Annotated in this window: 13 protein-coding genes; 5 read left to right on the forward strand and 8 right to left on the reverse strand. The window is 70.5% G+C overall.

Annotated features, from left to right (window positions below; all coding sequences use genetic code 11):
* Nucleotides 1-90 precede the first annotated feature (90 nt).
* From KXR53_RS07685 to KXR53_RS07695, 3 genes are all read right to left on the reverse strand, one after another.
* Nucleotides 91-1,398, reverse strand: a complete 1,308-nt coding sequence (locus KXR53_RS07685; protein WP_437374516.1) for an alanine racemase — start codon at nt 1,396-1,398, stop codon at nt 91-93.
* 13 nt (nt 1,399-1,411) lie between these two features.
* Nucleotides 1,412-2,479, reverse strand: a complete 1,068-nt coding sequence (locus KXR53_RS07690) for an ABC transporter ATP-binding protein (protein ID WP_437374517.1) — start codon at nt 2,477-2,479, stop codon at nt 1,412-1,414.
* A 182-nt stretch (nt 2,480-2,661) separates the two neighbouring features.
* Entirely contained in the window at nt 2,662-3,456 is a 795-nt protein-coding gene (locus KXR53_RS07695; RefSeq protein ID WP_437374518.1) for an SDR family oxidoreductase, read from the reverse strand.
* 313 nt (nt 3,457-3,769) lie between these two features.
* Between KXR53_RS07695 and KXR53_RS07700 the strand changes: the two genes are divergently transcribed.
* From KXR53_RS07700 to KXR53_RS07715, 4 genes are all read left to right on the forward strand, one after another.
* Nucleotides 3,770-5,008, forward strand: a complete 1,239-nt coding sequence (locus KXR53_RS07700) for an ABC transporter substrate-binding protein (protein WP_437374519.1) — start codon at nt 3,770-3,772, stop codon at nt 5,006-5,008.
* 185 nt (nt 5,009-5,193) lie between these two features.
* Nucleotides 5,194-6,120: a carbohydrate ABC transporter permease gene (locus KXR53_RS07705; protein ID WP_437374520.1), complete on the forward strand. Its 927-nt coding sequence runs from the start codon at nt 5,194-5,196 to the stop codon at nt 6,118-6,120.
* Entirely contained in the window at nt 6,113-6,934 is an 822-nt protein-coding gene (locus tag KXR53_RS07710) for a carbohydrate ABC transporter permease (protein WP_437374521.1), read from the forward strand. Before KXR53_RS07705 ends, KXR53_RS07710 begins: the two co-directional genes overlap by 8 nt.
* Nucleotides 6,935-6,942: 8 nt before the next feature.
* Entirely contained in the window at nt 6,943-7,332 is a 390-nt protein-coding gene (locus KXR53_RS07715; protein ID WP_437374522.1) for a RidA family protein, read from the forward strand.
* Between the two features lie 164 nt (nt 7,333-7,496).
* Here KXR53_RS07715 and KXR53_RS07720 read toward each other — a convergent pair whose 3' ends face one another.
* From KXR53_RS07720 to KXR53_RS07735, 4 genes are read right to left on the reverse strand one after another with little or no spacing between them, the layout of a single operon-like run.
* Nucleotides 7,497-8,363, reverse strand: a complete 867-nt coding sequence (locus tag KXR53_RS07720; RefSeq protein WP_437374523.1) for a TauD/TfdA dioxygenase family protein — start codon at nt 8,361-8,363, stop codon at nt 7,497-7,499.
* A gap of 55 nt (nt 8,364-8,418) precedes the next feature.
* Nucleotides 8,419-9,249, reverse strand: coding sequence for an isocitrate lyase/PEP mutase family protein (locus KXR53_RS07725; protein WP_437374524.1), 831 nt, complete (start codon nt 9,247-9,249; stop codon nt 8,419-8,421).
* 52 nt (nt 9,250-9,301) lie between these two features.
* Nucleotides 9,302-10,543 (reverse strand): MFS transporter, encoded by a 1,242-nt coding sequence (locus tag KXR53_RS07730; RefSeq protein ID WP_437374525.1) that lies wholly within the window; start codon nt 10,541-10,543, stop codon nt 9,302-9,304.
* Nucleotides 10,544-10,588: 45 nt separating this feature from the next.
* Complete coding sequence (locus KXR53_RS07735; protein WP_437374526.1) at nt 10,589-11,458, reverse strand: NmrA family NAD(P)-binding protein; 870 nt, start codon at nt 11,456-11,458, stop codon at nt 10,589-10,591.
* 247 nt (nt 11,459-11,705) lie between these two features.
* On the opposite strand from KXR53_RS07735, the gene KXR53_RS07740 reads away from it, so the two are divergent.
* Nucleotides 11,706-12,593: a LysR family transcriptional regulator gene (locus KXR53_RS07740; protein ID WP_437374527.1), complete on the forward strand. Its 888-nt coding sequence runs from the start codon at nt 11,706-11,708 to the stop codon at nt 12,591-12,593.
* Here the strand turns inward: KXR53_RS07740 and KXR53_RS07745 are convergent.
* On the reverse strand, nt 12,590-14,146 hold the full coding sequence (locus KXR53_RS07745; RefSeq protein WP_437374528.1) for a D-aminopeptidase: 1,557 nt from the start codon (nt 14,144-14,146) through the stop codon (nt 12,590-12,592). The genes KXR53_RS07740 and KXR53_RS07745 overlap by 4 nt on opposite strands.
* Between the last annotated feature and the right edge of the window lie 94 nt (nt 14,147-14,240).

Here is a 14,240-nt window from a genome sequence, read left to right on the forward strand (position 1 = left end):
CTCTCCCGCAAGCGGGAGAGGCAATTGGATCGCGACCGGCAGATCTGTGAGTGCCAGGGAACGAATGGTCGAGGGCAATGCGCGTCCGCATCAGAAGAACGTCCGGATGGCGCCGGAGACGCGGTAGTCGTCCTCCACCACCATCATCACCTGCCACTTGTCGAAGGTGGTGCAGGGGTGGGAGATGCCGCAGCAGATCAGGTCACCGATCTGCGGGTCGAAGCTGTCCGGCAGCCGGAGATAGGCGTGCTGGTCGTTCATGGCGGTGATCGTCGCGCCGGCCGGCACCGGCTGCGGTGCCGTGGCGCCGGCGGGGCGCCAGCGGGTCGGGATCGGCAGCTCGATGTCGTAGGACACGTCGCGCTTGCCCATGGTCAGGATGGCGAGCCCCGGCTCCGGCCGCGACTGCACCATCGACCAGACCTCCAGCGCCGGCTCCAGGGCGCCGTGCCGGCGCCAGTCGGCCGGGATGCGGCGGACGATGTGCTCGAACAGCCGCGTGTACTCGCCGGAATCATGGGTCAGATAGCAGCCGCTGCGCACCACCACCTGCGTCGGGCGCGACAGCCGCACCGCGGAGAGCTTGCGGGCCACGATGTCGTAATAGGCCGAGCCGCCGGCGCTCAGCAGAACCGGGCCATCGGCGAACAGGCCGGCGCGGTCGATCTCCGCTGCCAGCGCCGCGAGCTGATCCAGGAATCCGGCAACGGCGATCTCGTCCGCCGCCGGATCCTTGGTGACGACGAGGCCTTCGTAGCCTTCAACGCCGCGCAGGGCGAGGCCGGGCGCGTCGGCCGCGGCCCGGGCGACGGCCAGCGCCTCCGCCCCCGTGCGGCAGCCGGTGCGCCGGCCGACCAGGCCGAGCTCGACCAGCAGGCCGAGCGGCCGCTGCGGCGGCGTCGCCCGGGCGGCTTCTGCCAGACGACGCACTCCGGCGATGGAATCGACCAGGCAGAAGGCCTCGAGTGCCGGGTCGGCGGCCAGCGCCGCCAGCACCGAGCGCATCGCCGCGGCATCGACCAACTGGTTGGCGACCAGGATCCGCTTCACCCCGAAGCGGCGGCACACCTCGAACTGCTGGGCGGTGGCGATGGTGATGCCCCAGGAGCCGTTGGCGAGCTGTAGGTCGAACAGCTGCGGGCTCATCGTCGTCTTGCCGTGCGGCGCCAGGGCGACGCCGGTCTCGGCCAGGATGTCGCGCATCCAGCGGGCGTTGCGCTCCAGCACCGACCGCTTCAGCAGCGCCTGTGGGAAGGGTAGGTCGCCGGATAGCGCGTTCCAGCCCTGGTCGCCGATGGCGCGGAACGGGATCGGCTTCAGGTCGGGCGGCAGCCCCTTGCTGGCGCCGTCGATCGGGGCGTCGAGGATCGGGTCGAGGGCGAGGACGGACGCCTGCATGACGGGCCTTCTTTCAGATGCGCCGGCCGGAGGCCGCGTCGAACAGATGGGCGTGGGCGGCGAGGGGGGCGAGCGGCACCACGTCGCCCGGCGCCACGGGGCGGCGGCCGTGCATCACCGCGGCGATGCGGGTGCCGGCCAGGGTACCGTAGAGATGAGTCTCGGCGCCGGTCGGCTCGACCAGGTCGATGGTCACCGGCACCCCGCCGCCGTTATCGACGACGGTGAAATGCTCCGGCCGCACGCCCAGCAGCACCGGCTGGTCGTCCGCGGCAGCGGCGTCCGGGGCGGGCAGGCGGGTGCCGTCCTCGGCCTCCACCACCGGGCCTTCGGCGCCGCGGCGGTAGCGGCCGGGCAGGAAGCTCATGGCCGGAGAGCCGAGGAAGCCGGCGACGAAGGTGTTGGCCGGCAGGTCGTAGAGGTCGAGCGGCCGGCCCTGTTGCTCGATCCGGCCGCCATTCATCACCACGATGCGGTCGGCCAGCGTCATCGCCTCGATCTGGTCGTGGGTGACGTAGACGATGGTGGTGCCCAGCCGGCGGTGCAGCGCCTTGATCTCGGTGCGCATCTGGACGCGCAGCTTGGCGTCGAGGTTCGACAGCGGCTCGTCGAACAGGAAGACGGCAGGGTCGCGCACGATCGCCCGGCCCATGGCGACGCGCTGGCGCTGGCCGCCGGAGAGCTGCCGCGGCAGCCGCTCGAGATAGTCGAACAGGTTCAGGATGCCGGCCGCCTTGCCGACCTTGGCCTCGATCTCCGGCTTCGGCTCGCCGCGCAGCTTCGGGCCATAGGCGATGTTCTGCCGGGCGGTCATGTGCGGGTACAGGGCGTAGGACTGGAACACCATGGCGATGTTCCGCTTCTGCGGCGGCACGTCATTGGCGCGGGCGCCGCCGATCAGCAGGTCGCCGCCGGAGATGGTCTCCAGCCCCGCGATCATGCGCAGCAGGGTGGACTTGCCGCAGCCGGACGGCCCGACCAGGACGACGAACTCGCCATCGGCGATGTCGAGGTCGATCGCATGGATCACCTGCGCGTCGCCGTAGCGCTTCACCACCCCGTCCAGCCGCACCGTCGCCATGGGTCGGGTCTCCCTACACCGGTAACGGAAGTGATTTGGCCCAGCCCTTCCCCAAAGCCGTCATGGCGAGGAGCGAAGCGACGTGGCCATCCAGGGACCGGTGCGAGCGGCCCTGGATGGCCACGCCCCTTCGGGGCTCGCCATGACGATGAGAGAACGGGTCGAGAGGCTGCTCCACTGAATCAGAACTCCTCCAGCGTGAGCTCGCCGGCCATCACCCGGTTGCCGGCGGTCAGGCCGCCATCGACCGGCAGCACCGCGCCGGTGATGAAGCCGGCCTGCTTGTCCGAGGCCAGGAAGGCGACCGCCCTGGCGATGTCGGCGGGCTCCGCCACCCGCTGCAGCGGGTACCATTTGCGCAGGGACTCGAAGATCTCCGGCTTCCTGTCCACCCGCGCCTGCCAGATCGGGGTGCGGACGGTGCCCGGGCAGATGACGTTGGCGCGGATGCCGAAGGGGCCGTATTCCACCGCCAGGGCGCGGGTGTAGCTGATCAGACCGGCCTTGGCGGCGCTGTAAGCGGGGTGGCCCAGCGCCTGCAGCGCGTTGACGCTGCTGATATTGACGATGGCGCCGCGGCGCCGCGCCTTCATGCCGTCGATCACCGCGGCGGTGACGTGATAGGCGCCGTTCAGGTTCAACTCGACATCCGCGGCCCAAGTCTCGGCCGTGGTCGTGGCCAGGCTGCCGCGGTCTCCGCCGCCGGCATTGTTGACGACGATATCGACCGGGCCGGTGCCGGCGACCGCGGCCTCGATCGCGGCGCGGATGCCGGCGGGATCGCGCAGATCGGCGGGCGCAGCCGCCGCTTTGATGCCGGATGCGGCCAGTTCGACCACGCGGGCCTCCAGCGCCGCGGCGTCGCGGTCGGACAGGATCAGAGTCGCCCCGGCCAGGGCGAAATGCTCGACGATCGCCCCGCCGATGCCGCCGAGCGCCCCGGTGACGAGAACGGTCTGGTCGGCGAAGCGCGTCATGGCGGTGGTTCCGGCAGGGAGAAGGGGTGAAGGCCGATGGTAGCTCAATGTTTGAAACTTACAAGGCGGCCGTCGCGCGTGTGCGCTGCAGCATCGGCGCGGCGCCGGGAATCGTCAGAAGATTCAGCGTTGCTGCGGAATAGCGGAAGAAAATGGGCTCGCACGCCACTTCCGAATTGCGCCTTTCCGGGGATTGTAAGAGAGTTACATGCAGGGCGGTTCCGGCAGAAAGCCGGGCGCGGCCGCCCGCCGGAGATCCGGTTCCCAATTGCGACTCGCGCGGCCCCGGTGCCGCCGAAACAGGAGGCTCTCCATGCAGCATGCGTTCCGGTCCGTGCTTCTCGGCGCGGGCGCATCGATCCTGGCGGCGCTGGCCGCCGTCCCCTCTGTCGCCGCCGAGGTGCGGGTGACGGTTGCGGAATACAGCTCCAAGACCGGGCCCTATTTCGAGGAGGCGGCGAAGGCCTTCGAGGCCGCCAACCCCGGCACCGACATCAAGATCGAGGTGGTGCCCTGGGACGTGCTGCAGCAGAAGCTGACCACCGACATCTCCGGCAATGCCAATGCCGACCTCGCCATCATCGGCACGCGCTGGCTGGTGGATTTTGTGCAGCAGGGGGTGGTCGCGCCGCTCGACAGCTACATGACCGAGGACTTCAAGGCGCGGTTCATTCCGACCTTCTTCCAGCCCGGCGTGCTGGACGGCAAGACATACGGCTTGCCGATCGCCGCCTCGGCCCGGGCCATGTACTACAACAAGGAGCTGTTCGAGAAAGCCGGCATCTCCGCCCCGCCGGAGACCTGGGACGAGCTGGTCGAGGACGCCAAGAAGATCAAGGACCTCGGCATCAAGGACACCTACGGCTTTGGCCTGCAGGGCAAGGAGATCGAGACCGACGTCTATTTCTACTACGCGATGTGGAGCTTTGGCGGCGACATCGTCGTCGACGGCAAGAGCGGGCTGGACAGTGAGGCCGCGGTCAAGGCCGCGACCCTGTACAAGCAGATGATCGACGACGGCCTGACCCAGCCCGGCGTCACCGCCTACAATCGCGAGGACGTGCAGAACCTGTTCAAGCAGGGTCGCATCGGCATGATGCTCACCGCGCCCTTCCTGGCCAGTCAGATCAAGACCGAGGCGCCGAACCTGAAATACGGTGTGGCCCCGGTGCCGAAGGGCACCACCCAGGCGACTTACGCCGTCACGGACTCGATCGTGCTGTTCGAGAACTCCAAGGTGAAGGACGAGGCCTGGAAGTTCCTCGACTTCCTGTTCCAGAACGACTGGCGCGAGAAGTTCACGGTCAATGAGGGCTTCCTGACCGAGAACAAGGCGGTGGCGCAGCTGCCGCATTTCACCGACGACCCGGACCTCAAGGTCTTCACCGCCATGCTGCCGGACGCCAAGTTCGCCCCGACCATCGCCGGGTGGGAGGAGATCGCCGACGCCACCGGCCGGGCGCTGCAGAAGATCTATCTCGGCGAGGCCAAGCCCGAGGAGGCGCTGAAGGCCGCCGCCGAGCAGGCCAACGGCGTGCTGGGCGCGAAGTAGGGGCCGGGACCACCCCCTCACCGAAATCGCTGCGCGATTTCGACCTCTCCCCAAGGAGAGGTGAGCGGGGCCGAGGCTCTGTTTCCCTCTCCTCGGGGAGAGGGAGGGCCCGGCGCCGCAGGCGACGGGAGGGTGAGGGGGAGGGCCTTGCCGTCGAGCGGTCTGGTGGCGATCAGGGACAGGCAGTGACGACCGAGACCGAAAGGCAAGCCATTCCGACGTCGGCGCCCCTGGCCGCGCGGCTGCCGGGGATGACGCCGATCCTGTTGATCCTGCCCAGCTTCCTGCTGGCGGCCTTCATCATCGCCTATCCGGTCTGGGACCTGCTGACCGTCGCCTCGCACCAAGTCAACCGCTTCGGGCAGCTGCGCGGCTTTACCGGCCTGGCCAATCTCCAGAACGTCATCGCCGATCCGCTGTTCATGGACAGCCTGTGGCGGACGCTGATCTGGACCGCCGGGGTGGTGGCCGGCACGGTCGCGGTCTCGGTGCCCGTGGCGCTGATCCTGAACACGGAGTTCTACGGCCGCGGCATCGCCCGGGTGATCGTGATGTTGCCCTGGTCGGTGTCGCTGACCATGATGGCGATCGTCTGGCGCTGGGCGCTGAACGGCGAATCCGGCCTCCTGAACCTAACGCTGCAGGATCTCGGCCTGATCGACCAGAAGGTGGTCTGGCTGGCCTCGGCCGCCACCGCCTTCCCGATGCAGATCCTGATCGGGATCCTGGTGTCGATCCCGTTCACGGTGACGATCTTCCTCGGCGGCCTGTCGTCGATCCCGGCCGACATCTACGAGGCCGCGGCGACCGACGGCGCCTCGCCCTGGCAGCAGCTCCGCACCCTGACGCTGCCGCTGATGCGGCCCTTCATCAACATGGCGGTGGTGCTGAACATCATCTACGTCTTCAACTCCTTCCCGATCATCTGGGTGCTGACCGAAGGCGGGCCGTCGGATTCGACGCAGATCCTGGTCACCTACCTGTACAAGCTGGCCTTCAAGCTCGGGAAGATGGGCGAGGCGGCATCGATCTCGCTGGTGATGTTCGCGATCCTGCTGGGCTTCACCCTGATCTATCTGCGCATGGCGATGCGGGGCGAGCGCAATGCTTAAGAAGAGCGTCCTCTGCTGGCTGGCGCTGTCGCCGCTGATGCTGGTGGTGCTGTTCCCCTTCGCGGTGATGGTGGCGACCGCGCTGAAGCCGGCGGCGGAGGTGCTGTCCGCCGACCCCTCCTGGCTGCCCAGCCGCATCACGTGGGAGAATTTCGCCACCATGTGGCAGGCGACCGATTTCGGCACCGCGCTGCTGAACAGCCTCTACGCCTCGACCCTGGCGACGCTGCTGGCGCTTCTGGTCAGCATCCCCGCCGCCTATGCCATGTCGCGCTGGCGATTCTCCGGGCAGGGCCTCTATCGCGACTTCCTGCTGGTCACCCAGATGCTGTCGCCGATCGTGCTGGTGATCGGGCTGTTCCGCCTGGTCGCCTGGCTCGGCCTAGTCGGGTCGGTCGATTCGCTGGTGCTGGTCTATGCTGGCTTCAACATCGCCTTCGCCGTCTGGATGCTGCAGAGCTATTTCGCCACCATCCCGCTGGACCTGGAGGAGGCAGCATGGCTGGAGGGCGCGTCGCGCCTCCGCACCGTCATCCGCGTGTTCCTGCCGCTGGCGGCGCCGGCCATGGTGGTGACCGCGATCTTCACCTTCATCAACGCGTGGAACGAGTTCGCCGTGGCGCTGAGCCTCCTGCGCGCGCCGGAGACGCACACCCTGCCGATCAAGATTTTCTCGCTGGTCGCCGGCCGCTATACAATCGAGTGGCATCACGTCATGGCCGCCACCTTCCTGGCGACGATCCCCGTCGCCATCGTCTTCGCCTGGCTGCAGCGCTATCTGGTGCGCGGCCTGGCGCTCGGCGCCGTCAAATAGAGGACAGCATGAGCAAGAGTGAGCATTTCGGAACCACCGTCACCGGTGCCGGCGGGCAGAAGCTGCCCTTCTCCAAGGCGGTGCGCGCCGGCGACTATGTCTATGTCTCGGGCCAGGTGCCGTTCGACGAGAACGGCGTGATCGTGGCCGGCGGGATCGAGATCCAGACCCATCAGACGATGCAGAACGTCCAGGCGGCGCTGGAGCTGGCCGGCTGCTCGCTGGAGGACGTGATCAAGGTCACGGTCTGGCTGGCCGACACCCGCGATTTCGCCGCCTTCAACCGCACTTACGACAGCTACTTCACCGGCGACCGGCCGGCGCGCTCCTGCGTCCGCGCCGACATGATGGTCGACTGCAAGGTCGAGATAGAAGCGATCGCCTACAAGCCGCTGTGAGATTCACTCTCCGGTCCCTTTCCGTCATGGCGAGCCCCGAAGGGGCGTGGCCATCCAGGGCGGCTCGCACCGGCCCCTGGATGGCCACGGCGCTGCGCGCCTCGCCATGACGGAAAAGAAAAGGGGCCGCCTCGCTGTTCGGAGCGTTGCTCCCCGGCGAGTCCTTAGGCCCGCGGCACCGCCGGGACCGGCCGTTCGCCCTGCACCATGGTGCGGTACAGCAGCCGGTCCTGGCCGTCATAGTCGTTGACGGCGTAATGCAGGGTGCAGCGGTTGTCCCAGATCGCCAGGTCGTGCACCCGCCAGCGCAGCCGGCAGGTGAATTCCGGCCGGACGGCATGGGCGTAGAGGAAGTCGAGCAGCGGCTCGCTCTCCTCCGCGGTCATTCCGGCGAAGCGGGTGGTGTAGATCGGGTTGACGAACAGCGCCTTGCGGCCGGTGTCTGGATGGATGCGCACCACCGGATGCGCAACCTCGCGGTCCGCCTCCGGCCGGTTGCGCTCGATGGCGATCGAGCGCGAGACGGCGATCGTGCCGGGCACGCCGCCGGTGCCGTAGGGCTTGCCGGCATGCATGGCGTCGAGGCCGTCGAGCAGCCGCCTCATGCCCTCGGACAGCGCCTCATAGGCGGCGACCATGTTGGCGAACAGCGTGTCGCCGCCATGGCTCGGCACCTCGCAGGCGTAGAGCAGCGACGCCATCGGCGGCTGGTCGAGGAAGCTGAAATCCGAATGCCAGGCGTTGCCGAAGGTGCTGACCTTGCGCTCGTCGGCCGTCTTCTTCACGGCGACGATGTCCGGATGCCCGTCCATGTGCCTGATGTAGGGCGCGCGGCTGACCGGGCCGAAACGGCGGGTCAGCGCCACCAGCTCCTCCGGCGCCAGGTCGAGCCCGTGCAGATGGATCACCAGATGGTCGTCCAGGGCCTGGCGGATCGCGGCGAAGATTCCATCATCGACCGGGCCGGCGAGATCGATGTCGGCGCCGAGCGACCCGGCCATCGGCCGGATCTCGATGCGTGCGCTGGTCATGGCGGCAGTATAGGCATCCGATCCGGCCGGCCGGAAGGCGCCGCGCGCCTCGAAGTCAGGACTGGCCGAACAGGGCGTTGATCTCCTTGTGCGGCACCGCGTCGTCGGCGTAGCCGAAGCTGCCCCGGTCCCTGATCTCGCGGGCGGCGCGCAGGAAGCCGCCGAGCGCGGCCCGGGCCAGGGAACCGCCGACGCTGATGCGCTTCACGCCCATCTCGCCCAGCTCCGCGACGGTGAAGCGGGCGCCGACCAGGCCCATCACCACGTTCACCGGCCGGTCGACCGCGCGCACCACCGCCTCGATCTCCTCCCGCGTGCTCAGGCCGGGAGCGTAGAGCACATCGGCGCCGGCCTCCTGGAAGGCCTGCAGCCGGCGGATCGTGTCGGCCAGGTCGCGCCGGCCGTGCAGGAAGTTCTCGGCCCGCGCGGTCAGGGTGAATGGGAAGGGCAGGGATCGCGCCGCCGCCACCGCCGCGCGCACCCGCTCCACCGCCTGGTCGAAGTCGTAGATCGGGTCGTCGTCGCGGCCGGTGGCGTCCTCGATCGAGCCGCCGACCAGCCCGGCCGCGGCGGCTTGGCGGATGGTCTCCGCCGCCGCCTCGGGCGCGTCGCCGAAGCCGTTCTCGAGATCGGCAGAGACGGGCAGGTCGGTGGCCTCGACGATCGCCCGCGCATTGGCCAGGGTCTCCTCCCGGCTCACCCTCCGGGCGCCGTCGCTGCGGCCGAGGGTGAAGGCGTGGCCGGCGCTGGTGGTCGCCAGCGCCTCGAAGCCGAGGCTGGTCAGGAGCTTGGCGGAGCCGGCATCCCAGGGGTTCGGGATGACGAAGATGCCCGGTCGGGCGTGCAGGCGCTGGAAGGCGAGGGCCTTTTCGGTCTGGCTCGGCATCGTTTCCTCCGGGATGTGCGGAGCGATATGTTCGCTTTTCGTTCCGATCCGGTCAAGCCCTGCCGCGGTCGGCCAGGCGCAGCCCTACCGCCGCCAGCGCGAAGGCGAGGCCGACGCCGCAAATCGCACTCCAGCCGCCCCAGACCCAGGCAGGCCCGGCGATCGCGGCGCCGGCCGAGCCGCCGAGGAAGAACAGGCCGGTGTAGAGCCCGTTCAGCCGGCCGCGCGCCTCCGGCCGCAGCGTGTTGATCGCGTGCCGGCCGAGGATCTGGTCGGCGGCGACCCCGGCGTCCAGCAGCACCGCTGCGGCGGCGAGCAGGGCGAGCGACGGGGCCGAGCCCGTCCAGGCCCCGCCCGCCAGCCCGGCCAGGATCAGGGCGAGGAGAACGAGGCCGTGCGCGGCCAGAGTCGCCGGCCGGCTCCAGCCGCGATCGGCGACGCGGCCGGCGATCGGGGCGGCTACCACGCCGGCGGCACCAGCCAGGGCGAAGAGGGCGATGCCGCCCTGGCCGAGGTTGAAGGGCGAGGCGGCGAGGCGCAGGGCGACCGCGGTCCAGAACACGCTGAACGCACCCATCAGCAGCGTCTGGTAGGCGGCGCGCCGGCGCAGCACCGGCTCCTGCCGCAGCAGCGTCCACAGCGAGCCGATCAGGGCGGCGTATCGCGGCCCCGGCGCCGGCCGGCGTTCCGGCAGGGCGCGCAGCAGCACCAGCGCCAGCGCCGCGATCAGACCGGCCGTCAGGACATAGAAGGACCGCCAGCCGAAGCTGTCGGCCATCAGGCTGGCGATCGGCCGCGACAGCAGGATGCCGACCATCAGCCCGCTCATGACGTTGCCGACCACGCGGCCGCGATCGGCAGGCGTGGCGAGGGCCGCCGCGATCGGCACCAGCATCTGGATCGCGGTCGAGGCCAGGCCGATCAGCACCGACGCGGCCAGGAAGACCGGGGTCGAGGTCGCGGTCGCCGCCGCGGCCAGGGCGGCCACGTCCACCGCCAGCGTGACGATCAGCCGGCGGTTCGCGACCAGGTCGACCAGCGGCACCAGCAGGACCAGGCCGGCGGCATAGGCCAGGAGGGTGAGGGTGGTGACCAGGCTGGCCGCCGCCGGCGCCAGCCCCAACGCCGGGCCGATCAGCCCGATCAGCGGCTGCGAGGCGTAGAGGTTGAGCACGACGACCCCGACCGCCGTGGCCAGCAGCAGCATCAGCGGCGTGGTCATCGCGGTCGGCGGGACAGCCGGCGAAAGGGCAGGGGCGGCCGTGACCGCGCCCGACGGGTGCAGCGTCGACATCGATGTGATCTCCGTTGAGGCCCGGCCGCGCCGGGCGGTTGGGGCTTACCGCGCCGCGGCGGCCAGCTCCTCGACATAAGTGCGCAGCGAGCGTGGCTCGCGGCCGAGGACCGCGCGCAGCACCAGGCTGTTGCCCGGCTGGCCATGCGCGGCGTAATGGGCGAAGACCTTCTCCAGCAGCCCGAGCTGCCGCGCGTCATAGGGCGGCTTGGCCAGCGCCACCCATTCGGCGAAGCTCGGCTCGCCGGCCGCGATCGGGCGGCCCAGCGCCGCGCCCATCAGCGCCGCGATCTCCTGCCGGTCCGGCAGGCCGTCGGCGCACAGCTCGAAGCTGCCATAGGCCAGGCGGTCGCCGGTCAGCGCGATCGCCGCGGCCTCGGCGACGTCGCGGTAGTCGACCCGCGCCACCCGCGCCGTCTTCGGGAAGGGCTCGGCGAAGACGCCGGTGGCCAGCACGCCGGGCCAGGCGGCGCCGATGTTCTGCATCAGATTGGTCGGCTGCAGGATCGTGTGCTGCATCCCGGAGCCGTGCAGCGCCGCCTCGACCGGGATCTTGCTGGCGTGGTTGGCCAAAGCCGTGTTGGTCGCCTGGATCACCGAGGAGAAGACGAAGCGCCGGACGCCGGCCTGGCGCGCGGCCTCGACCATGCGAGCGCCGAGTTCGGCCTCGTCCGGGGCGAAGGCCGGGCCGATGTGGAAGACGCCGTCGACGCCGCGCAGGGCGGCATCGAGGCTGGCGCGGTCGCGCAGGTCGCCGAAGGCGATCTCGGCGGCGCCGGCGGCGCGGGCGACGGCGGCCTTGGCGTCGTCGCGCACCAGGCCGCGGACGGTCACGCCGCGGCGGGCGAGCTCAGGCACCACCAGGCCGGCGAAGCGGCCGGCGGCGCCGACGGCGAGGATGGTGGATGCGGTCATGTCCATCTCCAGGGGGAAGCTGGAGTCGATTTTGGCTGATCCGGTTGCCGTGAGAATGGGCGATGATCGTGATACATTCTCTCGCAACGCGAGAGATATTCGGATTCCCAGCCACGTCATTGCGAGCGGAGCGAAGCAATCCAGGGGCGGCTCGCACCGGCCCCTGGATTGCTTCGTCGGCTTCGCCTCCTCGCAATGACGGTAAGGGAAGAGCGTCCTCAAAGAGCCTCAATTCGAGAGGGTACCCATGGACCGGCTGGACGATCTCGCCGCCTTCATCGCCGTGGTCGAGGCCGGCGGGCTGAGCGCGGCGGCGCGCGACCTGCGCCGGTCGCTGCAATCCGTCAGCCGGTCGCTGGCGACGCTGGAGCAGGGGCTGGGCGTGGCGCTGGTGCAGCGGACCACCCGGCGGTCGACGCCGACCGATGCCGGCCTCGCCTTCTACCGGCGGGTGAAGCCGGCGCTGGCGGAGATCCTGGAGGCGCGGGCCGAGGCCGCGGAACGGCGGGCGGAGCCCTCCAGCCTGCTCAGGATCAGCGCCTCGGTACTGTTCGCGCCGCCGCATCTGGTGCCGGTGGTGGCCGGCTTCATGCGGCGCCATCCGCGGATCGAGGTGGAGCTGAAGCTCTCCGACCGCTTCGTCGACCTGACCGACGGCGCCTTCGACCTGGCGGTGCGGATCGGCGAGCTGCCGGATTCGGCGCTGAAGGCCCGCCGGCTGGGCGCGCTGCGGCGGGTGGCGTTCGGCGCGCCCTCCTATTTCGACCGGCACGGCCGGCCGCAGCATCCCGACGATCTGGTCCGGCACCAATGCGTGGTGCGGACGGCTGAGGGCGAGGCCTGGCCGTTCCGGATCGGGGGCCGGACCCGCACGGTCCGGGTCAACGGCCGGTTCCGGGCCGACGGCACGGCGGCGACCTATGCCGCGGTGGCGGAAGGGCTCGGCATCGGCTTCACGCCGCTGTGGCAGATCCGCGACCTGGTCGACCGGGGCGTGCTGGAGCTGATCCTGACCGAATACGAGGTGCCGAAGGTGCCGATCCACGCGGTTTGGCCGGCGACGCGGCTGCCGCCGGCGAAGACCCGCCTGTTCGTCGACTACCTGGCGGAGAACCTGAAGCTGGACCGGCTCTAGCCGACGCGCTCGTAGCGCAGGCGGCGGGCCAGCCAGCAGCCGAGCTCGACCGCTGTCGCCCGGCCGATGCCGTCGCGGCGGAAGGCCAGCGTCCAGTCGCCCGGCGGGGTGTGGTCCAGCGCGCGCGGGCAGGGCAGGGTCCAGACATCCGGCCCGACCGGGTCCAGCAGCTCCATCCGGCCCTGGCCGAGGAAGCCGGAGAAGCCGCCATAGAGCACGCCGCCGGCGTCGGCGACCTCCAGCTCGGCGTCCAGCTCCGCGCAGCGGTAGCGGCCGGCGAGGTCGAGGGCCGGCGCGCCGGCGCAGGGCACCAGGCGCGAGCTCTGGTTCTCCTGCGGCCGGTCCAGCCACAGCCCGTCCACGGCGGGGCGCAGCCGGGTGCGGCCGTTGCCGGCGCCGCCGTCGGGCCGCAGCTCCAGCCGCTCGGCCGAATGGCCGTAGCGCAGCCGCACCCGGCCCTCCGCCATGTCGATGCGCGCGACCAGGCCGGTCTCGGGTTCGGTGTAGCTGCCCAGCCAGTCCGGCGCGGGCAGGCCGGCGGCCGGCTTCGCCCGCTCCTCGCCCAGCACGGCGGCCAGCAGGTCCAGTGCCGCGGCCTGGGCGTCGGAGAGATGGTTGAACATCACCACGACGGAGACGCGCTCCGACGGCACGTACAGCCGATGGCTGCGCCAGCCGCGCAGCGCGCCGCCATGGCCGGTGATGGCGCGGCCGAACTCGGTCGCCCGGTTCAGGCCGAAGCCGTAGGGGGCTGGGGCTCCGTTCGAGAAGGTGACCGGTGCCGACAGGCGGCTGTACAGGGCCTCGGGATCGTCGCGGGTGGCGTCGATGTGGCGCTCCCAGGCGATCATGTCATCGAGGCTGGCGCCGAGCCCGGCGTCGCCGGTCCACAGCACCCGGTTCTCGGCGGCGCGGAAGCCGCCGGCCTGGCTTCCTTCATAGCCCTCGGTGCCGTCCGGCATGGCGCGGGTGTCGGCGGCGAGGAAGGCGCTGCCCATGCCGACGCGATCGAAGATGCGGGTGCGCAGCAGCTCGCCGAAGCCGCGGCCGGTGCGGTCCTCGATAATGTCCGAGAGCAGCCGGAAATTCTGGTTGACGTAGGAATAGCGGGTGCCGGGCGAGAACTGCAGCGTCCGGGTGCCGGCGATCACCCGCGCGGCCTCTCGGTCGCCGAAGGGCGACTCGGCCGGGGCGCCGTGCAGCATCGCGACGGCCCAGTAGTCGCGCAGGCCGGACTGGTTGTGGCAGAGATGCCGCGCGCCCGGCGCCTCGCCTTCCAGCCGCGGCAGGCGGGCGCTCACGTCGCCGTCCAGCGCCATCGGGTTGGGGAAGGCGTCGAGCACCAGGCCGCAGGTGAACTGCTTGGTGATCGAGCACATCCGGAACAGCGTCCGCGGCGTGAACGGGATGCGCCGTTCGGCATTGGCCCAGCCCCAGGCGTGGCGGGCCAGGACCTCGCTGTCGCGCAGCACGGCGGCGGCGCCGCCCGGCCCGGGAAAGCTGCGGGGAAGGGCGGCGAGAGCCCGGTCGAGGCGGGAGGAGAGAGTCGTCATGATGGCCGCCACCCTGGCGTCCCGCCTCGGTCGTGTAAAGATGGCCGCCGCCGGAATCGCGGGTGACAGCCGCCGCGCCGCGTTTTATCAGACA

This window comes from Inquilinus limosus (assembly GCF_051487185.1).
Taxonomy (GTDB): Bacteria; Pseudomonadota; Alphaproteobacteria; order DSM-16000; family Inquilinaceae; genus Inquilinus; species Inquilinus limosus_F.